We start from the raw sequence: 25,243 nt of genomic DNA on the forward strand, positions 1-25,243 counted from the left end.
GCAACATGATTTGCTGTATGGCCCATTCCCGGACTGGCTCCGGATGTCGTTTCTTCATTGCTCACTCGCTATCGCCCTCCAGGTTGTTGGATATCAGTGGATGCGACAACTAGCCTGACATAGAGGGCGAAGCAAAAAAAGTGACCCGGCCGCCGGGACGGACTCCCGGCTTGCCTCCACGGCAGTGCAACCGCATTGCGTCACCCGGCAACGCACGGGCAGCACTGTCGGTGTTGTCGTTGACGTGTTCGTTGAACATGGCTTAACGTCAAAAGCAACTGCTGCTTCGCAGTGACGTCTTACCCCTGGTGACCCAATGCGCATGTCCTCGCATCATGACCAGGCCGGGTGTTCGCCCCGGCGGGCGACCTACTTCTTTTGCTTCGCCAAAAAAAGTAACCAAAAAAAGGCGACCCCGACTGTGCCGCCCCGCTGCGCGGGGTTCCCGTGCCGTCGATGCCCGGAGCGGGGCGCGGCTAAACTCGCTACGCTGCGCTGCGCTCAGACAGACGCCGCACCTTTTCCCGCTCCGGCCATCGCCGACACGGCGGTACACAGACGGGGACCCTAACGGCAACGGCCACGTCAAAAGCAACTGCAACTGCAACTGCAACTGCAACCGCAACGGCAACTGCAACCGCAGCTGCACCGGCCACCGCAACGGTAACGACCACCCTACGCGCTCTCCCGCGCCATCAGCGTAAACCCCAGATCGATCTGCCGGGCAGCCGGCTCCTCCCCCTCGATCACGCTGCGCAACATGCGCGCCGCCTCGAACCCGATCCGATAACGCGGCGTTGCGATGGTGGTGACCGATGGATTCATCCAGGCCGATAGCGGCAGATCGTTGAAGCCGCAGATGGCCAGTTCCTCCGGTACCGCGATGCCGCGCCGCTGGCACTGATAGATCGCGCCATAGGCCAGGTCGTCGTTGCAGCAAAACACTGCGTCGCAGTCGGGCGCCATCGCCAGCATGCGGCCCAGCAGCTCGGCGCCGAGCGCCACCGTCGATGGATCGGGCACCAGCAGTTCCCGCTTCGGGTCGTACAGGCCTGCCTGCCGCAGCGCGGCGCGATAGCCTTCGGCGCGCTTCAGGGTACGGTCGTCGAGCTGGGCGCCGATGAAGCCGATGCGGCGCCTGCCCTTCTTCACCAGGTGGCTGGTCATTGCGTAGCCGGCCTGATGCTGCGAGAAACCCACCGCGAGCCGGCTCGGATCATCGGGAATGTCCATCATGGATACCACCGGCACGCCGGAGGCTTCCAGCATCTGGCGCACCTCGGCGCTCTGGGCCACGCCGGTCAGCAGCACGCCGTCGGGATTGGACTGCAGGTGAATGCGCAGGAACTTGGCTTCCTCCGCATTGGAATAACGGGTATTGCCGATCAACATCTGGAAGCCGTCGGCATCCAGCGCATCCTGGATGCCGGCCAGGGTGTCGGTAAAGACGGCGTTCGACAGCGACGGCACCAGCACCGAGATCACGTTCGAACGCGACGAAGCCAGGCTGCGCGCAGCCCGGTTCGGCACATAGCCCAGCGCGGCCACCGCCTCGTTGACCCGCAGCCGCAGCGCTTCCGACACCAGGCCAGGGTTGGAGATGGCGCGCGACGCGGTCATCAGCGCCACGCCGGCATGCCGGGCCACGTCGGCCAGCGTCACGCGGCCGCTTGAGCGGCTGCGTGACGCCCGCTTTGCCGCCGCAAGCGGCCGGCCGGCGCTCTCCGGCGCGGCGTCGACCTCTGCTGGCGGCGCGCCGGAAACCAGCGCCGCCGGCTTACTTGCGGACCTTGGCAATTTCAGCCTGCAGTTCCTTGATCACGTCGGCGCCGCCTTCGGCTGCGAACTTGTCGAACGCCGGCTTGGCCTTCTCGCGCATGCGCGCCAGTTCGGTGTCGCTGACCACGCTGACCTGCATGCCCTTTTCCTTCAGGAAGTCGATGGCCTTGACCGAGGCTTCGCGGCTGTCCTTGCGCTCGAAGTCGCGCGATGCCGCCGCCGCTTCATTGATCGCCTTGTGCTCGTCGGCCGACAGGCCATCCCACCACTTCTTGCTGGCCAGGACAATCCATGGGCTGTAGACGTGCTTGGTGATGGACAGGTACTTCTGCACTTCGTAGAACTTGCTCGACTGGATGGTGTTGACCGGGTTCTCCTGGCCGTCGACGGTCTTGGTCTCCAGCGCGGTGAACAGCTCCGAGAACGGCAGCGGCACGGCGTTGGCGCCGAAGCTGTTGAACATGTCGATGTAGACCGGGTTCTGCATCACGCGCAGCTTGATGCCCTGCATGTCTTCCATCTTCGCGACCGGGCGCTTGGTGTTGGTCAGGTTGCGGAAACCGTTTTCCCAATACACCAGGCCGACCAGTCCTTTTTCCTGCAGCTTGGCTGCCAGCTTCTGGCCGAACGGGCCGTCCAGCACCGCGTCGGCTTCTTTCTCGTTGTTGAACAGGAACGGCAGGTCATAGACGCCGAAGTCCTTGACGATGCCGACCAGGGTGGCGGTCGAGCCGACCATCATTTCCTGCGCGCCGCCGATCAGCGCGTTCTGCATCTGGGTGTCGCTGCCGAGGCTGGCATTGCCAAAAGGGCGCGCCTTGAGCTTGTTGCCGGTGCGCTTGGCCAGGTCGTCGGCGAAGAACTTCACCGCGCGGCCCTGGTTGCTGTCTTCCGCCAGGCCATAGCCGAAACGGATGATGCGCGGCTTGTAGTCGGCCGCCTGGGCGGCGCTGGCGGCGCCTGTCATGGCCAGTGCCAGGACGATGGATTTAACGAGAAACTTCATGACTCCTCCGGTTTTTTAAGTTGATCAAGCAGTACTTGCGGATACGAAGAACAATTAGCGGAACCACACCATGGGAGCGGTGATGATGCCGGGGAAGGCGATGAACAGCGCCAGCAGCGCGGTATAGGCCATCAGGAATGGCCATACCCCGCGGGTTGCGCTCTCCATCGAAATCTTTGCCACGCCGCACACCACGTTGAGCACGGTGCAGATCGGCGGCGTGATCAGGCCGATGGTGCCGACCAGGATGAACATGACGCCGAAGTAGATCGGGTCGATGCCGGCCTTGACCGCCACCGGCAGCAGCACCGGGCCCATCACCAGGATGGTGGGCGTGAGGTCCATCACGATGCCCACTGCCAGCAGCAGCAGCATGATGGCGATCATCAGCACATAGGGATTGCCCATCAGCGGCTGCAGCATCTCGATGGCCAGCGCCGGCAGGTCGGCCAGCGTCACCATGTAGGATGACACCACGGCGGCGGCGCAAAGGAACATCACGATGGCAGTGGTGTTGGCCGCTTCCACCAGCAGGCGCACCACGTCCCTGGCCTTGACTTCGCGGTAGACGAAGACGGAAACCACCAGCGAATACACTGCCGCCACCACCGCCGCCTCGGTCGGCGTGAACAGGCCGCCGCGCAGGCCGCCCAGGATCAGCACCGGCAGCATCAGCGCCCAGACGCCATCGATCAGCGCATGGCGACGCTCGGCCCAGCTGGCCTTGGGCTGCGCCTTCACATTCATCTTCGGCACCAGCCTGACCCAGACCGCGATCAGCACGATGCCCATCAGCAGGCCCGGCACCACGCCAGCCAGGAACAGGCTGCTGATCGAGGTATTGGTGGTCACGCCGTAGATGATGAAGGGCATCGACGGCGGAATGATGGGCGCGATGATGCCGCCGGACGAGATCAGGCCGGCGCTCTGCGGCACCGGATAGCCGTGGTCGCGCATCATCGGGATCAGCAGGGTGGCCAGCGCAGCGGTGTCGGCGATCGCCGAGCCCGACAGGCTGGCCAGCAGCACCGAGGCGGCGATGGCGACATAGCCCAGGCCGCCGCGCAGGTGGCCCACCATGCTGACGGCCAGGTTGATGATGCGCTTGGAGATGCCGCCGGCATTCATCAGTTCGCCGGCCAGGATGAAGAACGGCACCGCCATCAGCGGGAAGTTGTCGGCGCCGGCCAGCAGGTTCTGCGCGACGATCTGCGCATCGAAGAAATCGAGATGGAACATCAGCGCCACGCCGGTCAGCACCAGCGCGAAGGCGATCGGCATGCCCAGGATCATGAAGAAGATCAGGGCGCCGAGGAAGATCGCGAGCGTCATTCGATCACCCCCACGCCTGCCTGATCAGCGGGAATGTCGCCGGGCACCACTGCCTTGTCGCTGCCGGTAAGGATGCGCACAAGGTTGACCGCCACGATCAGCGTCATCGATGCCGCGCACAGCAGGCCGGCCGAGGCCATGAAGGCATTCGGAAAGCGCAGCACGGTGGAATAGGTGTCCAGGCCGATCACGGTCTGGTTCCAGCTGCCGTACAGGAACAGCCACAGCGCGTACAGCATGAACAGGTGGCTCACCACCGCGCAGGCGCGCCGCGCCTTGGGCGACAGCCGCTGCTGCAGCATTTCCACGCCGATGTGGGCATGGTGGCGCAATGCCAGGATCGCGCCCAGGAAGATCAGCCAGACGAACATCAGGCGCGCGACTTCTTCCGCCCATGCCAGGCCCGAGCCGAACGCATAGCGCAGGACCACGTTGCCGAATACGAGTACCACCATGATGGCAAGCGCAAGCGCCATCAGCCATTCCACGAGGCGTTCAAGCCGTGGCGCCAGGGTTTTCATTTCGTCTCCTTTTGATTTTCTGGATTTGCCTGCGCAGAGGCGCCGCATTGCCGCGCGATCTGTGAAATCAGTTCTTCCGGCGCCAGGCGGATGTCGACCTGGAAACCGCGCTCGTCGGCCTGCAGCGGCTCGAGGTCGCGCAACTGGCTGTCGAGCAGGGCCGGCGGCATGAAGTGGCCGGGCCGCGCCTGCATGCGCGCGGATATCAGCGCGCGTTCGCCATGCAGGTGGATGAAGGTCAGGTCGGGGTCGCCGCTGCGCAGCAGGTCGCGGTAATGGCGCTTCAGGGAGGAGCAGGACAGCACCAGGCCGACGCCCTGGCTGCGTGCTTCGGCGATCTTGTCGCGCAGCACCGCGAGCCAGCCGGCGCGGTCGCTGTCGTCGAGCGGCGTGCCGGCGCTCATCTTGGCTACATTGTCGGCCGGGTGGAAGGCGTCGCCCTCGACGTAGGCAGTGCCTAGGCGCTGCGCCAGCCGCTGCCCGATCTCGCTCTTGCCGCAACCGCTGACGCCCATGACGACGTAGCGGCCGCTGGCGCCGGTGGGCGCCGTTGTCTCTTGATTTTTCAATTCTTGCTCGCTGCGATGATAACGCTAACAAGGCGGAATAATAATACTTCCGGTCGATTAGTAAAGGACTTTATTTGGTGCGGCGCACCAAACAGATGCAGCAAGGCATCGTAGGCATGCTTGCAGACAGCGATGGGTCATTTGCAGCGACACGTTTTCTTCATGAGGGCTGTGTAAAAATCGCCTCTACCGACAATGTCGAATTGAAAATCCGAGCGCTTGCGTGTTCCCCCCCCTGCTGCCTGCGTGACTTTTTGCATGCGACTGCCAGGCTGGGCACAGGTGGTTTATCGGGCATGACCACCTCGGTAGTTTTTGGCAGGCATCCAAAAGCATGACTACCGGACGCTGATACGTTTTGAGAGCGTTATCAAACCAATGGGAAAGAGGAGCGCCTCAACATGCTACCGGTCCCGTCGGGCCGCTCGTGCATCAGAATTTCATCGCCAGCCCGACCCGCAGGGTGCGGGGCTCGGCGGGATGGGTATGGATATCGGCGACCGCCGCCGGCTCGGCGGCCAGGCGCGAGGTGTAGTAATAGTCGATGTCGCTGACGCGGCGGTCCAGCAGGTTCAGGATCTGCAGGCTGACCTTGACATCCGGCGTGAGCGCATAGGCCAGCCTGGCGTTGACCAGCGTGGACGATGGCGAGCGTACCGTGTTGTCTTCCACCAGCGGCCGGCCGCCGAAGTAACGCAGCCGCACGCCGCCCGACCAGCGTCCCTGTTCGCCGGTAACGCCAAACGCGGCGGTGCGCCTGACCGCGCCGGGAATGGCCGAGCCGGCCGGGTCGGCGTCGCTGAAATGCGCGCGCGACCATGCCAGGTCGAGGTCGACGACCCAGCCCGGCGCCGGCACATAGTAATTGGCCAGTTCGATGCCGCTGCGCCGGCTCGGCCGGCTGGCTTCGGTGGTGCCGGCGTCGCCGACGAAGACCAGTTCCGAATCCAGCGCCAGGCGCCAGACCGACAGCGTGGTCTGCAGGCCGGGCAGCAGCCCGCTGTAGCGCAGGCCGGTTTCATAGCCGGTGGCGCGCACCAGGGGCGTGGCGCGGATTACCGGCTCGCCATCGGCGTTGCGGTCGGTGCCGGTGCGCGGGTCCACCGTGCCGGTGACGCCGCGCGCATCGTTGCTGTGGAAGCCACGGCCCCAGTTCAGGTACAGCTCGCTGTTGGCGGCGGGGCTGAAGATGGCGGCAAGCTTCGGGCTGACGATGGTGGCGTCGGCCCTGCCGGAGTTAGCCGGCAGATTGCTCGTCACATCGAAGCCGTAATGGTCTGCACGCACGCCGGCGACGGTGCGGAACCACGGCAGCCAGCGCGTGGTGTTGGAAGCGAAGATGCCGGCCGAGCGCTGCGTTACCTCGTCGCGCCGGATGGTCGACAGCCGCCGCTGCGCCGCGGTCGCATACAGCGCAACCGGCGAGAGCCGGTCGGCGCGCAGTTGCATGCCCAGCGTGGTTTCCGTGTCCAGCCCGGCCGTCGCATGCTGCCAGCTGCGCTGCGCATTCAGGCCGCCCACGGTGCGGCGCTCGGACTGGTTGAACTGGTCGCCATTGATCGGGTCGTCCAGCGCATAGGTGAAGTTGCTGTACAGGTCCAGACTTGAGCGGATCAGGTAGGCATTGATGCGGGCGCTGCCGTCGGCATAGCGGCCCAGCCAGTCGGCCGAGAGGCTGTAGCGGGCGGTGCTGCCGCCGTCGGTGGGGTCGATCGCGCCATAGCGGCCGACCAGGCCGGCAGCCAGCGCGCGCTGCGGCACCTGGTCGGTGGCATTCCAGGAGGACTGCATCGCCATTGCGGTGACGCGGGTTTCGTCCGCGCCGTTTTTCAGGCTATACGACAGGACGCCGTTGAAGCGCTTGTACTGCTCGGGCTTGTCCCACGGACCGTTCTGGCCGGCGCCTTCGATCGCATACAGCAGCGTGCCCGGCCCCATCGCCGATGAATTGGCCAGCAGCGCGCGCCGGTACCGATGCTGTCCGGCCTCCAGGCTCAGCAGGCCGCGGTCGAGTGATCTCAAGTAGTCGAACGAGGCGGCGCCGGCGGCGGAGAAGTCGCCCTCCTCTGCATAGTACGGCCCCTTCTTGTACTGGATGGTGCCGACCAGTTCAGGGATGATGAAGTTCAGGTCCGAATAGCCCTGGCCATGGGCATGGCTGGGCATGTTGACCGGCATGCCCATCACCGTGGTGCGGAAGTCGGTGCCATGGTCAAGGTTGAAGCCGCGCGCGAAATACTGGTTGGCCTTGCCGTCGCCGGAATGCTGGGTGACGATCACGCCCGGCACGGCTTCCAGCAGGGCGCCGGTGCGCTGCAGCGGCCGGTTCTCCAGCTGCTTCCCGGTCACGGTGCCCTCGGTGGCCGAATCGGCCGCGCCGATCGGGTTGACGAGGCTCGATTCCACCACCACCGGCGCCAGCGTTTTTTCGCTGGGCTCGGCTGCTGTGGCCAGCGTGACGGACGAAAGAAGCAATACGGGCGCTGCGTAAAGCATGTTCATGGATTGGCCGGGTCCGGGTTGAGGTGAGAGACGGCAAAGCGCAGCCATTCTATGCGGGAATCCCACCTCGATGTGTCGCATCGGCAAGTACTGTTGATGCTTTACCGTCCCGGGCCCGGCAGCGCCACCACCTGCGCCCTGCCACCCAGCCCGCTGCGTTCGAACCAGCGGAACACCGAGTCGGCGGTCACGGTCTCGATGCGGTCGGCATAGCGCTTCCCGTTGGGATGGTCGTCGAAGGCGATATTGGCAGAGGAGATGCGCCCGCCCAGCCGCGTCAGCGCATCCAGCCTGAGCGTGGCCGGCTCATAGTCCTGCGCCATCAGCCAGGCCTGCGCCTTCATGCGGCTGGCGCCGGACGGCAGCATGGCCGCGGCCATGGTCTCGATCACATACTGGTTGGACTGCTGGTAGCGGGTGGCCCAGGCATAGGCAACCATGCTGTAGGGCCGGTGATGCATCTGCAGCGCAAGCTGCCTGTCGCGCATGAACGGCAGCAGCTTCTGCTGCCATGCCTGGCTGGGTGCGGCAAACGCGGCTTCGTAGCGGAAGGGGTCGGAGAGGAAGAACTGGCCCAGGCCCTGCCGATAGATGGCGGCATGGTCGCTGCCGCATTCATTGAGCTTGTGCAGCACGCGCCAGACATGGCCGCCGTTGCCGTCCGGCTCGCGATAGGCAAAGCCCAGGTGGGAATAATGCACGCCATACTTGCGCAGGTCCTGGCCGACGCGGGCCAGCAGCACCAGGTCCTGGCCGCTGGCATCGAGCGCATCGCGGGTACGCTCGGCCAGCTCCATGCCGCGCATGACTGCCTGCACGGTCGGCGGCTTTTCCTCGCAGTTGCGGCCGGCATGGGCAGTGGCGCTGAAGACGCAGCAGACAAGCAGCATCAGGCGGGCCAGGAGCCTGCGCGGCAGAAGGCGGCGTAGCGAAACGTGCGAAAAACGAGGACAGTTTGGTAGCACCGACAAGCCCAGGGTGGTCCCCTGGGCGCCGGCGGTGATACTGAACTGGACCGTTTTCTCGCGCATTGCAGCCGCCGACTCTTCTGCCGCGCAGGCTCCCAGGGATAGTCTCGCTTTCATTGCGGCCTCCTAGTAGGACAGCTGTTCGTCATGCAGCAGCGCGCGGCCGATCGCATTCGGAATGAAGGCGATCGCCTGGCCCGCCGCCGACAGCACAACGCCCGAGCCGATCACGCTGCAGCCGACCACGCTGCCCACCGCGAGCGACGCACCGGCGATGCCACGTCCGACGATCTCGACACTGGCGCGGGCGCCGTCCGAAGCCCGTTCCAGCACCAGCACCATGCCGCGGGCGCTGGCTTCCACCGCGGTCACCACCAGCACCGCGCCGCTGACCGACAGGGCCAGCGGAATCGCGGCCACCGAGCCGGCCACGGCGCTGCCGCCGAACACCGATGCCATCGGCAGGGCCGACAGCGCGCTGAGCGCGGAGCCCTCGCCATGCGCATGGGCCGGGCTGGCGGCCGCCATGGCCAGCATCGCTGCGGCAAACCAGTTCAACAGGGTGCGTTTCATGATGTCTCCTTGGGTCAATATCAGGTCGATAGCGGGTTTGGTTCAGGCCGCGCTTTCTTCGCCGCCGCGCTTTCTTCGCCGCCGCGCTCGAGCAGATCGGCTTCATGGCGGTCGCGCAGCATCTTGGCCAGGGTGAATGCACTGGTCACCAGGTACAGCCAGGCCACGCCGAGGAAGGCCTTGTAGGTGCCGTTGATGTCCATGCGCAGCAGGCCCCATGCGGTCAGCGCCATCGCCAGCAGGAAGCCGGACCAGACCACGTAGCGGAACATCGGCGTGTCGGCGCGGCCGCCCTGCCGCGCCTTCTGGTTGTCGCGCACCATCTTCGACAGCACGAACACATTGGACAGGCAGAACAGGTAACCCATGATCATGAATACCCGGTCGAGGTCGGCGCCGGGCAAATAGGCCAGGCCGACGCCGCACAGGAATACCGCGATCGCAAACGAGATCCAGACCTGCATCTGCCATGCGCCGGAATCGCGGATCATGATGGTTTTCATCGTCTTCTCCTTCAGTGGTTGGGGTAGGCGCAGTATTGGCCAACCCGATCCTGAAGTCTCGAAATACGATCCTAGTCTATATTTATTAGCTAGCGAGTATCATGTTTCGATACTTTCCGGGAGCCTCGCCATGACCACCACCGCTACGCTGATCGATGCGCTGAAGCAGGAACTGAAAGCGGCCGGCATGACCTACGCCACCCTGGCCGGCAAGCTGGGCATGGCCGAGTCCAGCGTCAAGCGCATGCTGGCCAGGGGGGAAATGCCGCTGTCGCGGCTGGATGCGATCTGCGCCGCATTGAAGATCGACTTCGCCGACCTGGCGCGCAGCGTGGCGGATGCAAGGCCGCTGCTGGCCGAACTGACGCTGGCGCAGGAAAAGGCCGTGGTGGCCGACAAGAAGCTGCTGTTGACGGCCATCTGCGTGCTCAGCCAATGGACGCTGGAGCAGATCACCGCCTATTACCGGATGACCGAAGCCGAAACCATCGCCCGGCTGGTGCGGCTGGATCGCCTCGGCATCATCGAGCTGCGTCCGCTGAACCGCTACCGGCTGAAGCTGGCCAAGACCTTCCGCTGGCGGCCGCATGGCCCCGTGATGCAGTTCTTCCGCCAGCATGCCTTGCTCGACTATTTCTCGGGCGGCTTCGACCGGGAGGACGAATCGCTGATGCTGGTGCACGGCTCCATCAGCAAGAGCCTGGCGCCCTCCTTCATCGAGCGCATGCAGCGGGTGGCACAGGACTTTGCGCAGGCGCACCAGGCCGACCAGAAGCTGCCGGCGCAGCACCGGGAAGGCTATACGCTGCTGCTGGCAATGCGGTCGTGGGACTTCGAGGGATTCGAGGCGCTGCGCCGCCTGTGAAGGCACAAAAAAACCGCGGTCTGGCGCATGCCAGCCGCGGCTGCCTCGTTCAAGGACGGTCGTTACTTCTGATCGACCACGCGGGCCTGCGCCTTGGTCTGCGCCTTGGACAGATCGGCTGCGGCCTCGCTGACTTCCTTCTGTGCCTTGCGGTTGGCCTTGAGCTTCTTGCGGTCGGCATCGGCATCGGCCTTCACGTTGGCCTCGGCTTCCTTGTTCAGCGCACGGTTGGCCTTTTCATTGGCCTTGATGGCAGCGCGCTCGACGTCGCCCTGCGCCTTCACCTCGGCCTTGGTGTCCTGCGCATGGACAGCGGTGGATAGCATTGCGGCGGCGAGTATGGCGATGATCTTGTGCATTTTCTTCTCCCAAAAATGCCATTAGGACATGACTTGCCGCCGCGAAGTTCATGCCGACCGTAAGCTTCCATGCGTGCAATCAAGCCTGGCTGGCCTGATCCAGCAGCGCCAGCTGTTGCGCCGACAGCGCAAGGCTGACCGAGCGCACCAGGCTGTCGACCTGCTCCACGCTGGTCGCGCTGGCGATCGGCGCGGTCACGCCGCGCTGGGCGATCAGCCAGGCCAGCGCGACTTCGGCCGGCTTGGCGCCGGTTTCGGCCGCGACCGTATCCAGTGCCGCCAGCACCCGCATGCCGCGCGGGTTGAGGTATTTCTCGACCCGGCCGCCGCGCGCGCTTTTGCCCAGGTCGTCGGCCGAGCGGTATTTGCCGGACAGGAAACCCGAGGCCAGGCTGTAATAGGTGATCACGCCCAGGTCTTCGGCGATGCACAGGTCGCGCAGCGAGGATTCGAAGCCGGCGCGGTCGAGCAGGTTGTACTCGGGCTGCAGCACTGTATAGCGCGGCAGCTTGCCGGCGTCGGCCGCATCGAGCGCGGCGCGCAACTGGGCATTGTCGTAATTGGAGCAGCCTATGGCGCGGACCTTGCCCTGCTTCAGCAGCGTGTCATAGGCGCCCAGGGTTTCCTCGATCGGCGTGGCGGTATCGGGATAGTGGCTCAGGTAGAGATCGATGTAGTCGGTCTGCAGCCGCCGCAGCGAGTCTTCCACCGCGGCCACGATGCGGCGTGCCGACAGGCCCTTCTTGTCCGGCCCGAGGTCGACGCCGACCTTGGTGATCAGCGTGACCTTGCCGCGGCGCGACGCATCCGCCGCCAGCCACTTGCCGATGATGGTTTCGGATTCGCCGCCGACATGGCCTGGCACCCAGCGTGAATAGGCGTCGGCGGTATCGATCGCGTCCAGGCCGGCGCCGGTGAAGCGGTCCAGCATATCAAATGACGTGGCCTCGTCGGCGGTCCAGCCGAACACATTGCCGCCGAATACCAGCGGTGCGATTTCCAGGCCGGAACGGCCGAGCTTGCGTTTTTCCATGATGTTGTCTTCCTCTCGTAAGGGTGGCATGCCTGCGGGTCGGTACGCTCTTGGCAGACAGGCATTATGTCGGACCGCTGCAAACCGTGCCGGGCGCCGCGCAATGTATAGTTCGCGCCACGCCGGCCTGCAGGAATGCAAAATCGCGCCGTCACTCCAAGTACAATCTGTTGATTTTGGGCAGCTTTCCGGCTTGCCCCGCCCTGCAACCACCGACCTTCTCTTCCGGACACCTCATGAACGACGCGGCAACCCTAGGCGCACTCAACGGCACATTGTTATTTGCGGGTCCCGGCAACCTGCTTCCCGCCATCGTGGCCGGCATCCTCGGCCTCCTGATCGGCAGCTTCCTCAACGTGGTGATACACCGCATGCCGAAGATGATGCAGCGCGAGTCGGACAACTATGTCGCCCAGGAAAGCGGCCGGCCGCTGCCGCACATGGAGCGCTACGACCTGGTGCTGCCCCGCTCCGCCTGCCCGCATTGCGGCCACCGGATCACCGCGCTGGAAAACATCCCGGTGCTGAGCTACCTGGTGCTCGGCGGCAAGTGCAGCCAGTGCAAGGCGCCGATCTCCATCCGCTATCCGCTGGTGGAAGCGCTGACCGGCGTGCTGTCGGCCTTCATGGTCTGGCATTTCGGCAGCGGCGCAGCCGGCATGGCCTCGCTGGTCTTCCTGTGGCTGCTGATCGCCATGACCTTCATCGATGCCGACACCAAGCTGCTGCCGGACGACCTGACCCTGCCGCTCTTGTGGCTGGGCCTCCTGGTCAACCTGAACGGCGCCTTCGTGCCGCTGCACGAGGCCGTGATCGGCGCCGCCGCCGGCTATCTTTCGCTGTGGTCGGTGTACTGGCTGTTCAAGCTGGTCACCGGCAAGGAAGGCATGGGCTATGGCGACTTCAAGCTGCTGGCGGCGCTGGGCGCATGGATGGGCTGGACCATGCTGCCGCTGATTATCCTGCTCTCGTCCATCGTCGGCGCGGTGGTCGGCATCTGCCTGATCGCCTTTACCAAGCGCGGCCGCGACAACCCGATTCCGTTCGGTCCCTACCTCGCCGCCGCTGGGCTGATCGCGCTGATCTGGGGCAAAATGCTGGTCCAGAGCTATCTCGGCTTTCCGCTGTAGAGGCCAGCGACAAGGAGCTTCATCATCGATTCCCCGTTTTCAATCGGCCTGACGGGCGGCATAGGCAGCGGCAAGAGCCTGGTAGCCGACATGTTCGCCGCGCTCGGCGCTTCCCTGATCGACACTGACCAGATCGCGCACCAGTTGACCGCACCCGGCGGCCGGGCGATGCCAGCCATTCTTGAACAGTTCGGCGCCGAATTCATCGCCGGGAACGGCGCAATGGACCGGGCCCGCATGCGGGCCGAAGTCTTTTCCGATCCGCTCGCCAAGAAACGGCTGGAAGCCATCCTGCATCCCCTGATCCGCACCGAGACCGAACGCGCCGCCAGCCAGGCAACCGGAATTTACCGGATCTTTGTGGTGCCTTTGCTGGTCGAATCCGGCAAATGGAAGGAGCGGGTATCGCGGGTGCTGGTGGTGGACTGCCCTGAAAGCCTGCAACTGGCGCGGGTCATGGCCCGCAACAGTCTGCCGGAGGCCCAGGTGCGCGCCATCATGGCGGCGCAAGCAACACGCGAGCAAAGGCTGGCGGCGGCCGACGATGTGATCGTCAACGACGCCGACATCGCCGCGCTGACGCCGCAGGTCGAGCGCCTGCATGCGCTCTACAGCCGCATCGCGCGTGGAGAACCGCTGCCGGACGCCGGGCGAATGCAATAAGAATTTGCCAAGTTTGTAATATCATGCTGGTTCTTCAAATCTTCCGGCATGAAGCGGAACCCACTGTAAAGGGATGTCACTTTGATCGTCTACGAATACCCTTTCAACGAGCGTATTCGCACGTTGTTGCGGCTGGAAGACCTCTACGAGAAATTCCTTTTCTTCGTTCGGCAGGCGCATCCGCTGCAACATCACGTGGCGCTGTCCACGATCTTCGAAATGCTGGAAGTGGCAGGCCGCGCTGACCTGAAATCCGATCTCCTGCAGGAACTGGAGCGGCAGAAACAAACATTGCTCAGCTTCAAGGCCAACCCGAATGTGCAAGCCGAGGCGCTGGACGCGGTACTGGATGAAGTCGACAGCGTCAGCGCTGCGCTGATGGCCTCGGGCGGCAAGACCGGGCAAAACATCCGCGACAATGAATGGCTGATGAGCATACGTGGCCGCACCATCATTCCGGGCGGCGCCTGCGAATTCGACCTGCCTTCCTATTACGCCTGGCAACACCGGCCGGCGCAGCAGCGCATGGAAGACATTTCCACCTGGTTCGCGCCGATGGCGCCGCTGTTTTCCGCGCTGACCTTCGTGCTGCGCCTTCTGCGCGAGACCGGCCGCCCCACCAAGATCATCGCCCAGGCCGGCAGTTTCCAGCAGATGCTGCAGGGCAAGGTATATCAGATGCTGCGGTTGACGCTGGACGAGCGGCTGGGCGCGATTCCCGAGATCTCGGCCAACAAATACATGCTCTGGGTACGCTTCACCACCCAGGACGGCGACATGAAACCCAGGCCCTATGACCATGATGTGCCGTTCGACCTGGCGCTCTGCAATTTTTAAGATGGAAGTGCAATGGTAGCAACTGTCAATTGCCCGACCTGCGGCAAGAAAGTGGAATGGACCGAGGCCAGCAAGTACCGTCCCTTCTGTTCCGATCGCTGCAAGCAGATCGACCTGGGCGCCTGGGCCGAGGAGAAATACGTGATCCCGTCAGCTGAACCGCCGGTCGATCCGGAGGACGACGACGCTGCAAAGCGCTAAGGCCAGATTGCCTCGGCAGGCCGAAGCGCATCAAGTCCGACACAGGAATACCACCAAGCCGTCCCGATTCCGTAGGGCGGAATACCCTGAAGGGGCATTCCGCCGAGGTAGCGGCACGCAAGGCAGGTCGCGGGCAGCGAGTTATGCGATGGCGCAGTTGCTTTTGACGTTGCCGTACGCGCAGCGACAGTTGCAATTGCTTCGCCAAAAGAATTAGCGCATTTCTAACCTGACTGGCATCAGCCGGCCAAGCAAGATTGCCTTTGGAAGATTCGCCTAGGGGTGAGTAGGGTGCAATACCCGAAGGGCATTGCACCCCAGCGCATACCGTAAAGATCATCTCAAGGACCTTCGCTGGTCCATGCATGGCGGAATGCCCCTTCGGGGTATTCCACCCTACGAATTCAGGGTGGGTTTTTATTAGCGTCCTCGCCATGCAAGCGATTGCCTTCCGGCTGCAAAAGGGTCAGGCTGAACGCCCTCTGGAACGAACGACTTCAGGCAGCCTGTCCCGGATAGCGCACCCGGTCCAGCCATTCGATCAAGGGAATCGTCGCCGGCAGCAGCGGCTCGACGTCGACGCTGCCCTGCCAGGAAAAAGCCTGCCCCTCCAGGCTTTGCGGCTCGCCCTGCCATTCCCGGCTGATGTAGAAATGCAGCCGCACATGGGCATGCGGATAGACATGCTCGACGCAGCACCACGGCTCGGCCGATACCACCGTGATGCCCAGTTCCTCGACGAACTCGCGGCGCAGCGCGTCGGCGATGGACTCATACTCTTCGACCTTCCCGCCCGGGAATTCCCAGTAGCCTGCATACGGCTTGCCTTCCGGCCGCTGGCCCAGCAGCACGTCGCCGTTGTCGCGCATCAGGATGCCGACCGCGACATTGATCGGCGCAGTCATCAGGCCGTGCCGCGACCGGCGTAGTCGCGGGCAAATTGCCAGGCGACGCGGCCGGAACGCGAGCCGCGCTGCAGCGCCCAGCGCAGCGCATCGCCGCGGGCGGCTTCCACCTGCTGGTCATTGCAGCCGAAATGACGCAGCCAGTGGCCGACGATATCGAGATAGTCGCCCTGCTTGAAAGCGTAGAAGGTCACCCACAGGCCGAAGCGCTCGGACAGCGAGATCTTTTCTTCCACGGTTTCGCCAGGATGCAGGTCGCCGTCCTCGTCATGGGTATAGGTAGCATTGTCGGACATGCGCTCGGGCATCAGGTGGCGGCGGTTGGACGTGGCATAGATCAGCACGTTGTCCGACTGCGCGGCGATGCTGCCGTCCAGCGCCGTCTTCAGCGCCTTGTAGCCGCTTTCGCCTTCCTCGAACGACAGGTCGTCGCAAAAAATGACGAAGCGCTCGGGGCGGGCGGCCACCAGTTCGACGATGTCGGGCAGGTCCACCAGGTCATCCTTGTCGACCTCGATCAGGCGCAGGCCCTGCGCCGCATATTCATTCAGGCAGGCCTTGATCAGCGAGGACTTGCCGGTGCCGCGGGCGCCGGTCAGCAGCACGTTATTGGCCGGCCGGCCGGACACGAACTGCAGCGTGTTCTGCGCGATCTGCTCCTTTTGCGGGCCGATGTGCTGCAGGTCGTCCAGTGCGATCGGCGCGATGTGGCGCACCGGCTGCAGCCTGCCGTGGCCATTGCTCTTGCGCCAGCGGAAGGCATGGCCGGCATCCCAGTCGGGCGCGGCATTCGCGGCCTGCGGCAACAGGGTTTCAATGCGCGCGATCAGCGCTTCGGCACGGGACAGGAAGGTATCGAGTTGGGTCATGATGGCATTGCGGCGCCCGCAGGCGCCGCCGTGAGGTCGGAATCGGTTGAAGGATCAGGAACGGTAGTCGGCGTTGATGCTGACATAGTCATGCGACAGGTCGCAGGTCCAGACCGTGGCCTGGGCGGCGCCGCGCGCGAGTTTAACCCGCACCGTGATCTCGCTCTGCTTCATCACCCGCTGTCCATCGGCTTCCTGGTAATCCGGATTGCGGCCGCCATTCTTGGCGACCCAGACATCGTCCAGGTACAGGTTGAGCTTGCTGACATCGAGGTCGTCGACGCCGGCATAGCCAATGGCGGCCAGGATGCGGCCAAGGTTGGGGTCGGAAGCGAAGAAGGCGGTCTTGACCAGCGGCGAATGCGCGATCGAATAGGCGATCCTGCGGCATTCCTCGACGCTTGCGCCCTCTTCCACTGTCACGGTAATGAACTTGGTCGCGCCCTCGCCGTCGCGGATGATCATCTGCGCCAGCTCCTGCGACAGCGCCACCACGGCTTGCTCGAACAGCGCATAGTCGGCCGAACCCGGCGCGCCCACGTCCACGCCCGAGGCGCCGGTGGCGATCAGCATGAAGGAGTCGTTGGTGGAAGTGTCGCCGTCGATGGTGATGCAGTTGAAGGACTGGTTGGCGGCGGTCTTGACCAGTTCATTCAATACCGGCTGCGCCACCCTGGCGTCGGTGGCGACGTAGCCCAGCATGGTCGCCATGTTCGGCTTGATCATGCCGGCGCCCTTGCTGATGCCGGTCAGCGTAATGGTCTTGCCGGCGATCTCCACGGTGCGCGACGCCGCCTTGGGCTGGGTGTCGGTGGTCATGATGGTTTCGGCGGCGTTGTACCAGTTGTCGGCGTTCAGGTTTGAAATCGCCTGCGGCAGGCCGGCCTTGATGCGGTCCACCGGCAGCGGCTCCAGGATCACGCCGGTGGAAAACGGCAGCACCTGCTGCGCGTCGCAGCCCAGCAGGTTTGCCAGCGCCTCGCAGGTCTGGTTCGCATGCGCCAGGCCGGTTTCACCGGTGCCGGCATTGGCATTGCCGGTATTGACTACCAGCGCCCGTATGCCCTTGCCGGCCGCCAGGTGCGACTGGCATACCTGCACTGGCGCCGCGCAGAAGCGGTTGGTGGTGAACACGCCGGCCACGGTGGCGCCGGGCGCCAGCCGCATCACCAGCACGTCCTTGCGGTTGGCCTTGCGCACGCCGGCTTCGGCATGGCCGAGTTCGATGCCGGGCACCGGCTTCAGGTTGGCGGCGACGGGAAGGGGAAGATTGACGGCCATGGCTGCTTGCTCTTTTCTTTCAGATAACGGTAATGACCAGCGATCAGGACAGGCGTCCGTGGCACTGCTTGTATTTCTTGCCGCTGCCGCACGGGCATGGATCGTTGCGCCCGACCTTGGGCACCTCGGTCACGTCCGGCATCGCGCCGCCCTCGGCCGAACTGTCGGGCGACATCAGTTCTTCCGGCGCCAGCGCCGGGTTGAAGTCGGCATGCTGGTAATGCACATTGCCCACCGGCTGATGCGCCAGCTGCTCCTCGGCCGCGTCGATTTCCTCGCGCGACTCGATGCGCACCGTCATCACGATGCGCACCACTTCATTGCGGATCAGGTCCAGCATCTGGCCGAACAGCTCGAAGGCTTCGCGCTTGTATTCCTGCTTCGGGTTCTTCTGCGCATAACCGCGCAGATGGATGCCCTGGCGCAGATGGTCCAGTGCCGCCAGGTGCTCGCGCCAGTGGCTGTCGACGCTCTGCAGCATCACGCTGCGCTCGAAGCCGGCGAAGGCTTCCTTGCCTACCACCGTAACCTTGGCGTTGTAGGCATCGTCGGCCGCCTTCAGCAGGCGCTCCAGCAGGTCTTCATCGGTCAGGTTGGGCTCGGCCGCCATCATGGCCGTCAGCGGCACCGGCAGCTGCCATTCATTGGCCAGTTCCTGTTCCAGGCCGGCCAGGTCCCACTGCTCTTCCAGCGACTCTTCCGGCACGCGGGCGCGGAACAGGTCGGTGAACACGCCCTGGCGCAGCGAGCCGATCATCTCGGACACGTCATGCGCTTCCAGCAGCTCGTTGCGCTGCTGGTAGATCACCTTGCGCTGGTCGTTGGCGACGTCGTCGTATTCCAGCAGCTGCTTCCTGATGTCGAAGTTGCGGGCCTCGACCTTGCGCTGCGCCGACTCGATCGAGCGCGACACGATGCCGGCCTCGATCGGCTCGCCTTCCGGCATCTTCAGCCGTTCCATGATGGCGCGCACCCGGTCGCCGGCGAAGATGCGCAGCAAGGGGTCGTCCAGCGACAGGTAGAACCGCGAGGAACCGGGGTCGCCCTGACGCGCCGCGCGGCCGCGCAGCTGGTTGTCGACCCGGCGCGACTCATGGCGCTCGGTGCCGATGATGTGCAGGCCGCCGGCCTTGACTACGTGATCATGCAGCGATTGCCATTCATCGCGCAGCTTCTGCGACCGCTCGGCCTTCTCCGCATCCGACAGCGACGGATCGGCTTCGATCAGCTGCACCTGTTTCTCGACATTGCCGCCCAGGACGATGTCGGTGCCGCGGCCGGCCATGTTGGTGGCGATGGTGATCATGCGCGGGCGGCCGGCCTGCGCGACGATTTCCGCTTCGCGCGCATGCTGCTTGGCATTGAGCACGTTGTGCTCGAGCTTGGCCTTGGTCAGGATGGACGACAGCAGCTCGGAATTCTCGATCGAGGTGGTGCCCACCAGCACCGGCTGGCCACGCTCGTAGCAATCCTGAATGTCCTTCAGCATTGCATTGTATTTTTCCTCGGCGCTCTTGTAGACCTGGTCCTGGCGGTCCTTGCGCTGGTTCGGCCGGTTCTGCGGCACCACCACCGTTTCCAGGCCATAGATCTCCTGGAACTCATAGGCTTCGGTGTCGGCCGTGCCGGTCATGCCGGCCAGCTTGCCGTACATGCGGAAGTAGTTCTGGAAGGTGATCGAGGCCAGCGTCTGGTTCTCGTTCTGGATGCGCGCGCCTTCCTTGGCTTCGACCGCCTGATGCAGGCCGTCGGACCAGCGGCGGCCGGTCATCATGCGGCCGGTGAATTCATCGACGATCACCACTTCGCCGTTCTGCACCACGTAGTGCTGGTCCTTGTGATACAGCACGTGGGCGCGCAGCGCCGCATACAGGTGGTGGATCAGGGTGATGTTGGCGGCGTCGTAGAGCGATGCGCCTTCGGGCAGCAGGCCCATGCTGGTCAGGATCTGCTCGGCCTTTTCGTGCCCGGCCTCGGTCAGCAATACCTGGTGCGCCTTCTCGTCCTTGGTGTAGTCGCCCGGCACTTCCACGGTGGACTTGCCGTCCGGCTTTTCCTCGCCGATCTGCAGCGTCAAGAGCGGCGGCAGCGCGTTCATCTTCACGTACAGGTCGGTATGGTCCTCGGCCTGGCCGGAGATGATCAGCGGCGTGCGCGCCTCGTCGATCAGGATCGAGTCCACTTCGTCGACGATGCCGTAATGCAGCGCGCGCTGCACCCGGTCGGCGGCGTCGTAGACCATGTTGTCGCGCAGGTAGTCGAAGCCGAACTCATTGTTGGTGCCGTAGGTGATGTCGGCGGCATAGGCGGCCTGCTTGGCGCTGTGCTCCATCTGCGACAGGTTGATGCCGGTGGACAGGCCCAGCCAGCCGTAGAGCTTGCCCATCCATTCGGCGTCCCGCTGTGCCAGGTAATCGTTGACGGTGACGATATGCACGCCCTTGCCGGCCAGCGCATTCAGGTAGGCCGGCAATGTTGCCATCAGCGTCTTGCCCTCGCCGGTGCCCATCTCGGCGATCTTGCCGTTGTGCAGAACCATGCCGCCAATCAGCTGCACGTCGAAATGGCGCATCTTCAGCACCCGCTTGCTGGCTTCACGACAGACCGCGAAGGCTTCCGGCAGCAGAGCGTCGAGTGACTCGCCCTTGGCGATGCGATCCTTGAAGGCAGGGGTCTTGGCTTGCAGTTCGGCGTCGGAGAGTTTCTCGACGACAGCCTCGAGCGCATTGATCTCGCGTACGGTCTTCTGGTACTGCTTGAGCAGTCGCTGGTTGCGGCTGCCGAAAATCTGGGTCAGTAATGACATGCTTGGAGTCTAATAAGGGCGGCGTGGAAAAAACCTCGCGCAAACCACCATGATCGCGTCGAGCAGAATAGGGATTGTTGCCAAATCGGGGGATTTTAGCATGCAGCCCCGGACAGATTGGGCCTACCCTGCCGGAAACAATGTCTGGTCAAACTTTACCCGTTTCCCGGCCCAACCCCGGTCACTTGCCCTTCTGCGCCGTCCTGAATGCCTGGTCGGCGCCGGCCGCCAGGAATTTCGACGGGTCCTGCTGCACCCCCATCACCAGCACCTCGAAATGCAGGTGCGCGCCGGTGGAGCGACCGGTGGAACCGACATCGGCCACATGCTGGCCGCGACGCACGATGTCGCCCACCCTGACCAGCAGCCGCGACGCATGGGCATAACGGGTGACGATGCCATTGCCATGATCGACCTCCAGCATGTTGCCGAACTGGTGATGGTATTCCGAGGTCACCACCACGCCGCCCGCCGCGGCCGCGATCGGCGTGCCGGTCGGCGCGGCGAAGTCGATGCCTTCATGAAAGGTGCTGCGGCCATTGAACGGATCAAAGCGCCAGCCAAAGCTGGACGCGTTGTAGCCGACCGCCACCGGCTGGCTGGTCGGCAACAGCTTGGCCTGGACCCGTTCCCGCATCAGGGCGCTTTCCACCACATTAAGGTAGTCGGCACGATGCTCGACATCCTGCGCAAGGCTGTCCAGCATCTGCTGGAATTCCTGCACGCCCAGTTCCCTGGATGGATGGCTGGACGGCTCGGCGCCGCCGCGGCCGGGCTTTTCACGGAAATTGAATTCCTCGGGCCGCACCCCGGCCAGGCCCTGCACCCGCTCGCCCAGCGCATCCAGGCGCACCAGCTGCGCCTGCAGCTCACCCACCCGGGTGGCCATCTGCGCCAGGCTTTTCTTTACTTGCGGGTCCGGCGCCTGCGCCCGCGGCGTGGCGCCGTTACCATGCGCCGTACGCGCGAACGGCAGCTTGTCGGCCAATCCGCTTGCAACGGTGAAGTAATACAGCATGCCGGCCACTGCCAGCACGCAAATGGCAAAGGCCACGGCAAACAGCGCAACATGACGCGGCTTGAGCGTCAGCGACTTTGCCTGCGTCATTCTTGGATGCAACAGAATGATCTGCATCTTGTTCCTCAATCAAACTCAACCGTGCGATGTGATACGCTAAGCCGATGATTAGTTCACAAGGATTTCCGCGCAATCTGGTGCGCGGCATCAAAACACCTGCAGCGCACGATGCGGCTTCTTACCTTGGCGCAAATGAAAAGATGGCGCTGCTGTTGCCGGCCGTCAGGCGCATGGCGCAGCTTCAGCAGGCCTGCGCGGCCATCCTGCCCGACATGTTCGGCTATTGCGAGGTGCTCCAGTGCAGCGCCGAGCAGATGGTGCTGGGCGTGCCGAATGCCTCGGTCGCCGCGAAGCTGAAGAACAGGTTGCCGAAACTGCAGGAAAGCCTGGCGGCGCAGGGATGGCAGATCGGCGCGATACGCCTGAAGGTGCAGGTACGGCCCAGCAACCCGCCCAGGCCGGTGCCGGTCAAGCAGCTGCGCCTGCCGCAGCAGGCGGTGTCAGCCCTGGCGGAACTCGGCGATACCCTGGAAAATTCGCCGCGCAATGAAGCACTGCGGGCAGCGATCGCGGCCATGGTCGGCCGCCATCGCAAGTAGGGTTAGATCAGTTGAGCGCCCACTCGGCGCTCACCTGCCCGGCATAGGCCGGCGGCGCGTCGGCCAGCTTCGGGAAGCTGACCAGCTCATAGGAATCGGGTTGCGCCAGCAGCGCGCGCAGCAACTGGTTGTTCAGGCCATGGCCCGACTTGTGGGCGGTATAGCTGGCCAGCAGCGGATGGCCGACCAGGTAAAGGTCGCCGATCGCATCCAGTATCTTGTGGCGCACGAATTCATTCTCATAACGCAGGCCATCCGGGTTGAGGATGCGGTATTCATCCATCACGATGGCATTTTCCAGCGAGCCACCGCGCGCCAGGCCCAGGCCGCGCAGGGTCTCGACATCCTGCATGAAGCCGAAGGTGCGGGCACGGGCCACTTCACGCACATAGGATTCCACATTGAAGTCGACCTCGGCGATCTGGCCGGTGCTGTCCACCGCCGGATGATTGAACTCGATGAAGAACTTCAGCCGGAAACCATTGTAGGGATCGAGCCTGGCCCATTTCTCCTGGGCGCCGCTGCCCTCGCGCACTTCCACCGGTTTCTTGACCCGGATGAATTTCTTCGGCGCGTCCTGTTCGTGCAGGCCGGCCTGCTGCAGCAGGAAGACGAAGGAAGAGGCCGAGCCATCCATGATGGGAATTTCTTCGGCGGTCAGGTCGATGCAGATATTGTCTATGCCGAGGCCCGCGCAGGCCGACATCAGGTGCTCGACGGTCGAGACCTTGGCGCCTTCCTGCTGCAGCGTGGAAGCCATGCGGGTGTCGCCCACGGCAAGCGCCGAGGCGGGCAGCAGCACCGGCGGATCGAAGTCGACGCGGCGAAACAGGATGCCGGCATCGACGGCGGCCGGGCGCAGGGTGAGTTCGACCTTGGTGCCGGAGTGCAGGCCGACGCCGGTGGTCTTGACCAACTGCTTGATGGTGCGTTGTTTTAACATCGCGCGATTATAACAACCGGGTCCGGGCATCACGCCCAGGTAGGGCAAATACCACGGACCCTGTGGCGCAATGCGCACAGGCATTGCGCCTGTTTCATCAGCCCAGCTGGCCCAGCAGGGTTTCCGCGTTCGACACTTCGAACTTGCCCGGCGCTTCCAGGTTCAGCTGCTTGACCACGCCGTCTTCGACCAGCATCGAATACCGCTGCGAGCGCACGCCCATGCCGCGCGCGGTCAGGTCGAATTCCATGCCGATCGCCTTGGTGAATTCGGCGCTGCCGTCGCCCATCATGCGCACGATGCCGGTGGCCTTCTGCTCGCGGCCCCAGGCGCCCATCACGAAGGCATCGTTGACCGACACGCACCAGATCTCGTCGACGCCCCTGGCCTTCAGCGCTTCGGCATTGGCAATGTAGCCGGGCACATGCTGGGCCGAGCAGGTCGGGGTGTAGGCGCCCGGCAGGCCGAAGATGGCGATCTTCTTGCCGCGCGTCAGGTCGCTGACCTTGAAGTTGTTGGGGCCGAGGGTGCAGCCTTGGGTTTCAACGTCGATGAACTCGGAGAGGGTAGCGTCAGGCAGGCGGTCGCCAACTTTGATGGTCATGATGGTCCTTTCGATGTGCTGGAAAAATGCGAAAAAAAACCGAGCCCGATATCGGGCTCGGCGCGAAGCACGGAGTATGCCTCGTTCCGCAACTTCTTGCAGAACAGGCCACTCGATACGTTTAGTCTGCCTGCTTGCGCAGGAAGGCCGGGATGTCGTAGGTTTCCATGCCGTTCTTTTCCAGAGCGCGCACGGTTTCCGATGCCGTCTTGTTGCGCCATACCGCCGGCGCCTTCAGGCTGTCCATCCCCGCGCCGCCATGGCTGCCGACATGGGCATGCCCCATGCCGCCCATCATTACTTCGTCATGGGTGCCGGTGCGCAGCGCCTGGGTCTGGACCAGCTGCACCGTCTTGCGGGTGCGGCCCAGGCCGGTGGCGACCACGGTCACGCGGATGTCGTCGCCCATCGACTCGTCGTAGGCGATGCCCTGCGCGATCGAGGCGTCCGGCGCGGCGAATGCGCGCACGGTGGCCATGACTTCCTTGATTTCCTTGCCCTTCAGGCTGCGGCTGGCGGTGACGTTGACCAGCACGCCGCGCGCGCCCGAAAGGTCGATGCCGTCCAAGAGCGGCGAGGCGACCGCCTGTTCCGCGGCCAGGCGGGCGCGGTCCACGCCGGAAGCCACCGCGGTGCCCATCATGGCCTTGCCCTGCTCGCCCATGATGGTCTTGACGTCGTTGAAGTCGACGTTGATATGGCCCGGCACGTTGATGATCTCGGCAATGCCGGCCACCGCGTTGTTGAGAACGTCGTCGGCATGCTGCAGCCACTCGATCATGCTGTCGTCCTCATAGATCTCTTCCAGCTTTTCATTCAGGATGATGATCAGCGAATCGACATGCTGCGACAGCGCCTCCAGGCCTTCATTGGCGATGTCCATGCACTTCTGGCCTTCGTAGGAGAACGGCTTGGAGACCACGGCCACCGTCAGCGCGCCCTGCTCCTTGGCGATCTGCGCCACCACGGGCGCCGCGCCCGTGCCGGTGCCGCCGCCCATGCCGGCGGCGATGAAGACCATGTGCGCGCCGCGCAGCGCATCCTCGATGCGGCCGCGGGATTCCTCGGCCAGCTGGCGGCCGATGGCGGGCTTCATGCCGGCGCCCAGGCCGGTGTCGCCGATCTGAATCACGTTGTGCGCCTTCGATACCTTCAGCGCCTGGGCGTCGGTGTTGGCGCAGATGAATTCCACGCCCGACACGCCCTTGTTGATCATGTGTTGCACTGCATTGCCGCCGGCGCCACCGACGCCGACAACCTTGATGACGGTGCCGTCAGACGTATTGTCCAGAATATCGATTTCCATGATGACTCCTC

General features: G+C 64.1%; 26 protein-coding genes. 7 read left to right on the top strand and 19 right to left on the bottom strand.

Annotated features, from left to right (window positions below; translation table 11 throughout):
* Positions 1-675 precede the first annotated feature (675 nt).
* Genes gntR through IGW04_RS15900 form a run of 5 tightly spaced genes read right to left on the bottom strand, consistent with a single transcriptional unit; the run spans position 676 to position 5,153 of the window.
* On the bottom strand, positions 676-1,797 hold the full coding sequence (gntR, locus tag IGW04_RS15880; protein WP_228527133.1) for an HTH-type transcriptional regulator GntR: 1,122 nt from the start codon (positions 1,795-1,797) through the stop codon (positions 676-678).
* Positions 1,778-2,785, bottom strand: coding sequence for a TRAP transporter substrate-binding protein (locus IGW04_RS15885; protein WP_194714067.1), 1,008 nt, complete (start codon positions 2,783-2,785; stop codon positions 1,778-1,780). The genes gntR and IGW04_RS15885 overlap by 20 nt, the downstream gene beginning before the upstream one ends.
* 54 nt (positions 2,786-2,839) lie before the next feature.
* Positions 2,840-4,117, bottom strand: a complete 1,278-nt coding sequence (locus tag IGW04_RS15890) for a TRAP transporter large permease (protein ID WP_194714068.1) — start codon at positions 4,115-4,117, stop codon at positions 2,840-2,842.
* Positions 4,114-4,638 (bottom strand): TRAP transporter small permease, encoded by a 525-nt coding sequence (locus IGW04_RS15895; protein WP_194714069.1) that lies wholly within the window; start codon positions 4,636-4,638, stop codon positions 4,114-4,116. Before IGW04_RS15895 ends, IGW04_RS15890 begins: the two co-directional genes overlap by 4 nt.
* Positions 4,635-5,153: a gluconokinase gene (locus tag IGW04_RS15900; RefSeq protein ID WP_194714149.1), complete on the bottom strand. Its 519-nt coding sequence runs from the start codon at positions 5,151-5,153 to the stop codon at positions 4,635-4,637. The genes IGW04_RS15895 and IGW04_RS15900 overlap by 4 nt, the downstream gene beginning before the upstream one ends.
* Positions 5,154-5,281: 128 nt before the next feature.
* Here IGW04_RS15900 and IGW04_RS15905 point away from each other — a divergent pair, with 128 nt between their 5' ends.
* Positions 5,282-5,545, top strand: a complete 264-nt coding sequence (locus tag IGW04_RS15905) for a hypothetical protein (RefSeq protein ID WP_194714070.1) — start codon at positions 5,282-5,284, stop codon at positions 5,543-5,545.
* A 94-nt stretch (positions 5,546-5,639) separates the two neighbouring features.
* Here IGW04_RS15905 and IGW04_RS15910 read toward each other — a convergent pair whose 3' ends face one another.
* The 4 genes from IGW04_RS15910 to IGW04_RS15925 all read right to left on the bottom strand — a co-directional run bounded on the left by IGW04_RS15910 (position 5,640) and on the right by IGW04_RS15925 (position 9,753).
* The gene (locus IGW04_RS15910) at positions 5,640-7,709 is read right to left on the bottom strand and encodes a TonB-dependent receptor (RefSeq protein ID WP_194714071.1); all 2,070 of its coding nucleotides are present in this window, start codon (positions 7,707-7,709) and stop codon (positions 5,640-5,642) included.
* A 101-nt stretch (positions 7,710-7,810) separates the two neighbouring features.
* Complete coding sequence (locus IGW04_RS15915) at positions 7,811-8,599, bottom strand: DUF2145 domain-containing protein (RefSeq protein ID WP_194714150.1); 789 nt, start codon at positions 8,597-8,599, stop codon at positions 7,811-7,813.
* Between the two features lie 204 nt (positions 8,600-8,803).
* The gene (locus tag IGW04_RS15920) at positions 8,804-9,250 is read right to left on the bottom strand and encodes a hypothetical protein (RefSeq protein WP_194714072.1); all 447 of its coding nucleotides are present in this window, start codon (positions 9,248-9,250) and stop codon (positions 8,804-8,806) included.
* Between the two features lie 20 nt (positions 9,251-9,270).
* The gene (locus tag IGW04_RS15925) at positions 9,271-9,753 is read right to left on the bottom strand and encodes a YiaA/YiaB family inner membrane protein (RefSeq protein WP_194714073.1); all 483 of its coding nucleotides are present in this window, start codon (positions 9,751-9,753) and stop codon (positions 9,271-9,273) included.
* A 130-nt stretch (positions 9,754-9,883) separates the two neighbouring features.
* Between IGW04_RS15925 and IGW04_RS15930 the strand changes: the two genes are divergently transcribed.
* A complete protein-coding gene (locus tag IGW04_RS15930; protein ID WP_194714074.1) occupies positions 9,884-10,618 on the top strand; it encodes a helix-turn-helix domain-containing protein in 735 nt (244 codons plus the stop codon).
* Positions 10,619-10,680: 62 nt separating this feature from the next.
* On the opposite strand, the gene IGW04_RS15935 is transcribed toward IGW04_RS15930, so the two are convergent.
* Both IGW04_RS15935 and IGW04_RS15940 read right to left on the bottom strand, forming a co-directional pair.
* A complete protein-coding gene (locus IGW04_RS15935) occupies positions 10,681-10,977 on the bottom strand; it encodes a hypothetical protein (RefSeq protein WP_194714075.1) in 297 nt (98 codons plus the stop codon).
* Between the two features lie 79 nt (positions 10,978-11,056).
* Complete coding sequence (locus tag IGW04_RS15940) at positions 11,057-12,010, bottom strand: aldo/keto reductase (RefSeq protein WP_194714076.1); 954 nt, start codon at positions 12,008-12,010, stop codon at positions 11,057-11,059.
* A gap of 236 nt (positions 12,011-12,246) precedes the next feature.
* Between IGW04_RS15940 and IGW04_RS15945 the strand changes: the two genes are divergently transcribed.
* The 4 genes from IGW04_RS15945 (at position 12,247) to yacG (ending at position 14,841) form a co-directional block, all read left to right on the top strand.
* Positions 12,247-13,140, top strand: a complete 894-nt coding sequence (locus IGW04_RS15945) for a prepilin peptidase (RefSeq protein ID WP_194714077.1) — start codon at positions 12,247-12,249, stop codon at positions 13,138-13,140.
* Positions 13,141-13,161: 21 nt separating this feature from the next.
* Positions 13,162-13,803, top strand: coding sequence for a dephospho-CoA kinase (gene coaE, locus IGW04_RS15950; protein WP_194714151.1), 642 nt, complete (start codon positions 13,162-13,164; stop codon positions 13,801-13,803).
* An 81-nt stretch (positions 13,804-13,884) separates the two neighbouring features.
* Positions 13,885-14,640 carry a cell division protein ZapD gene (gene zapD / locus IGW04_RS15955; RefSeq protein ID WP_194714078.1) on the top strand — a complete coding sequence of 252 codons (756 nt, stop codon included), beginning with the start codon at positions 13,885-13,887 and terminating at the stop codon, positions 14,638-14,640.
* Between the two features lie 12 nt (positions 14,641-14,652).
* Positions 14,653-14,841, top strand: a complete 189-nt coding sequence (gene yacG, locus IGW04_RS15960; RefSeq protein ID WP_194714079.1) for a DNA gyrase inhibitor YacG — start codon at positions 14,653-14,655, stop codon at positions 14,839-14,841.
* 497 nt (positions 14,842-15,338) lie between these two features.
* On the opposite strand, the gene IGW04_RS15965 is transcribed toward yacG, so the two are convergent.
* The 5 genes from IGW04_RS15965 to IGW04_RS15985 all read right to left on the bottom strand — a co-directional run bounded on the left by IGW04_RS15965 (position 15,339) and on the right by IGW04_RS15985 (position 21,837).
* Positions 15,339-15,746, bottom strand: coding sequence for an NUDIX domain-containing protein (locus IGW04_RS15965; RefSeq protein ID WP_194714080.1), 408 nt, complete (start codon positions 15,744-15,746; stop codon positions 15,339-15,341).
* Positions 15,746-16,615, bottom strand: coding sequence for an ATP-binding protein (locus tag IGW04_RS15970; RefSeq protein ID WP_194714081.1), 870 nt, complete (start codon positions 16,613-16,615; stop codon positions 15,746-15,748). The genes IGW04_RS15965 and IGW04_RS15970 overlap by 1 nt, the downstream gene beginning before the upstream one ends.
* A gap of 54 nt (positions 16,616-16,669) precedes the next feature.
* Entirely contained in the window at positions 16,670-17,896 is a 1,227-nt protein-coding gene (gene argJ / locus IGW04_RS15975; protein WP_194714082.1) for a bifunctional glutamate N-acetyltransferase/amino-acid acetyltransferase ArgJ, read from the bottom strand.
* A gap of 43 nt (positions 17,897-17,939) precedes the next feature.
* The gene (secA, locus tag IGW04_RS15980; protein ID WP_194714083.1) at positions 17,940-20,702 is read right to left on the bottom strand and encodes a preprotein translocase subunit SecA; all 2,763 of its coding nucleotides are present in this window, start codon (positions 20,700-20,702) and stop codon (positions 17,940-17,942) included.
* A gap of 181 nt (positions 20,703-20,883) precedes the next feature.
* The gene (locus IGW04_RS15985; protein WP_194714084.1) at positions 20,884-21,837 is read right to left on the bottom strand and encodes a M23 family metallopeptidase; all 954 of its coding nucleotides are present in this window, start codon (positions 21,835-21,837) and stop codon (positions 20,884-20,886) included.
* Between the two features lie 143 nt (positions 21,838-21,980).
* On the opposite strand from IGW04_RS15985, the gene IGW04_RS15990 reads away from it, so the two are divergent.
* On the top strand, positions 21,981-22,379 hold the full coding sequence (locus IGW04_RS15990; protein ID WP_228527134.1) for a DciA family protein: 399 nt from the start codon (positions 21,981-21,983) through the stop codon (positions 22,377-22,379).
* A 7-nt stretch (positions 22,380-22,386) separates the two neighbouring features.
* On the opposite strand, the gene lpxC is transcribed toward IGW04_RS15990, so the two are convergent.
* The 3 genes from lpxC to ftsZ all read right to left on the bottom strand — a co-directional run bounded on the left by lpxC (position 22,387) and on the right by ftsZ (position 25,232).
* A complete protein-coding gene (gene lpxC / locus IGW04_RS15995; protein WP_194714086.1) occupies positions 22,387-23,322 on the bottom strand; it encodes a UDP-3-O-acyl-N-acetylglucosamine deacetylase in 936 nt (311 codons plus the stop codon).
* Positions 23,323-23,419: 97 nt separating this feature from the next.
* Positions 23,420-23,926 carry a peroxiredoxin gene (locus IGW04_RS16000; protein ID WP_194714087.1) on the bottom strand — a complete coding sequence of 169 codons (507 nt, stop codon included), beginning with the start codon at positions 23,924-23,926 and terminating at the stop codon, positions 23,420-23,422.
* A gap of 121 nt (positions 23,927-24,047) precedes the next feature.
* Complete coding sequence (ftsZ, locus tag IGW04_RS16005) at positions 24,048-25,232, bottom strand: cell division protein FtsZ (RefSeq protein ID WP_194714088.1); 1,185 nt, start codon at positions 25,230-25,232, stop codon at positions 24,048-24,050.
* Positions 25,233-25,243 lie beyond the last annotated feature (11 nt).

This window comes from Noviherbaspirillum soli (genome assembly GCF_015352955.1).
GTDB classification, from domain to species: Bacteria; Pseudomonadota; Gammaproteobacteria; order Burkholderiales; family Burkholderiaceae_D; genus Noviherbaspirillum_A; species Noviherbaspirillum_A soli.

Excerpts from the sequence above, each read along its gene's own strand:
- IGW04_RS15885 (WP_194714067.1), bottom strand. The coding sequence starts at position 2,785 with ATGAAGTTTCTCGTTAAATCCATCGTCCTGGCACTGGCCATGACAGGC.
- IGW04_RS15890 (WP_194714068.1), bottom strand. The coding sequence starts at position 4,117 with ATGACGCTCGCGATCTTCCTCGGCGCCCTGATCTTCTTCATGATCCTG.
- IGW04_RS15895 (WP_194714069.1), bottom strand. The coding sequence starts at position 4,638 with ATGAAAACCCTGGCGCCACGGCTTGAACGCCTCGTGGAATGGCTGATG.
- IGW04_RS15900 (WP_194714149.1), bottom strand. The coding sequence starts at position 5,153 with ATGGGCGTCAGCGGTTGCGGCAAGAGCGAGATCGGGCAGCGGCTGGCG.
- IGW04_RS15910 (WP_194714071.1), bottom strand. The coding sequence starts at position 7,709 with ATGAACATGCTTTACGCAGCGCCCGTATTGCTTCTTTCGTCCGTCACG.
- IGW04_RS15915 (WP_194714150.1), bottom strand. The coding sequence starts at position 8,599 with ATGCTGCTTGTCTGCTGCGTCTTCAGCGCCACTGCCCATGCCGGCCGC.
- IGW04_RS15920 (WP_194714072.1), bottom strand. The coding sequence starts at position 9,250 with ATGAAACGCACCCTGTTGAACTGGTTTGCCGCAGCGATGCTGGCCATG.
- IGW04_RS15925 (WP_194714073.1), bottom strand. The coding sequence starts at position 9,753 with ATGAAAACCATCATGATCCGCGATTCCGGCGCATGGCAGATGCAGGTC.
- IGW04_RS15930 (WP_194714074.1), top strand. The coding sequence starts at position 9,884 with ATGACCACCACCGCTACGCTGATCGATGCGCTGAAGCAGGAACTGAAA.
- IGW04_RS15935 (WP_194714075.1), bottom strand. The coding sequence starts at position 10,977 with ATGCACAAGATCATCGCCATACTCGCCGCCGCAATGCTATCCACCGCT.
- IGW04_RS15940 (WP_194714076.1), bottom strand. The coding sequence starts at position 12,010 with ATGGAAAAACGCAAGCTCGGCCGTTCCGGCCTGGAAATCGCACCGCTG.
- IGW04_RS15945 (WP_194714077.1), top strand. The coding sequence starts at position 12,247 with ATGAACGACGCGGCAACCCTAGGCGCACTCAACGGCACATTGTTATTT.
- yacG (WP_194714079.1), top strand. The coding sequence starts at position 14,653 with ATGGTAGCAACTGTCAATTGCCCGACCTGCGGCAAGAAAGTGGAATGG.
- IGW04_RS15965 (WP_194714080.1), bottom strand. The coding sequence starts at position 15,746 with ATGACTGCGCCGATCAATGTCGCGGTCGGCATCCTGATGCGCGACAAC.
- IGW04_RS15970 (WP_194714081.1), bottom strand. The coding sequence starts at position 16,615 with ATGACCCAACTCGATACCTTCCTGTCCCGTGCCGAAGCGCTGATCGCG.
- argJ (WP_194714082.1), bottom strand. The coding sequence starts at position 17,896 with ATGGCCGTCAATCTTCCCCTTCCCGTCGCCGCCAACCTGAAGCCGGTG.
- secA (WP_194714083.1), bottom strand. The coding sequence starts at position 20,702 with ATGTCATTACTGACCCAGATTTTCGGCAGCCGCAACCAGCGACTGCTC.
- IGW04_RS15985 (WP_194714084.1), bottom strand. The coding sequence starts at position 21,837 with ATGCAGATCATTCTGTTGCATCCAAGAATGACGCAGGCAAAGTCGCTG.
- IGW04_RS15990 (WP_228527134.1), top strand. The coding sequence starts at position 21,981 with ATGGCGCTGCTGTTGCCGGCCGTCAGGCGCATGGCGCAGCTTCAGCAG.
- lpxC (WP_194714086.1), bottom strand. The coding sequence starts at position 23,322 with ATGTTAAAACAACGCACCATCAAGCAGTTGGTCAAGACCACCGGCGTC.
- IGW04_RS16000 (WP_194714087.1), bottom strand. The coding sequence starts at position 23,926 with ATGACCATCAAAGTTGGCGACCGCCTGCCTGACGCTACCCTCTCCGAG.
- ftsZ (WP_194714088.1), bottom strand. The coding sequence starts at position 25,232 with ATGGAAATCGATATTCTGGACAATACGTCTGACGGCACCGTCATCAAG.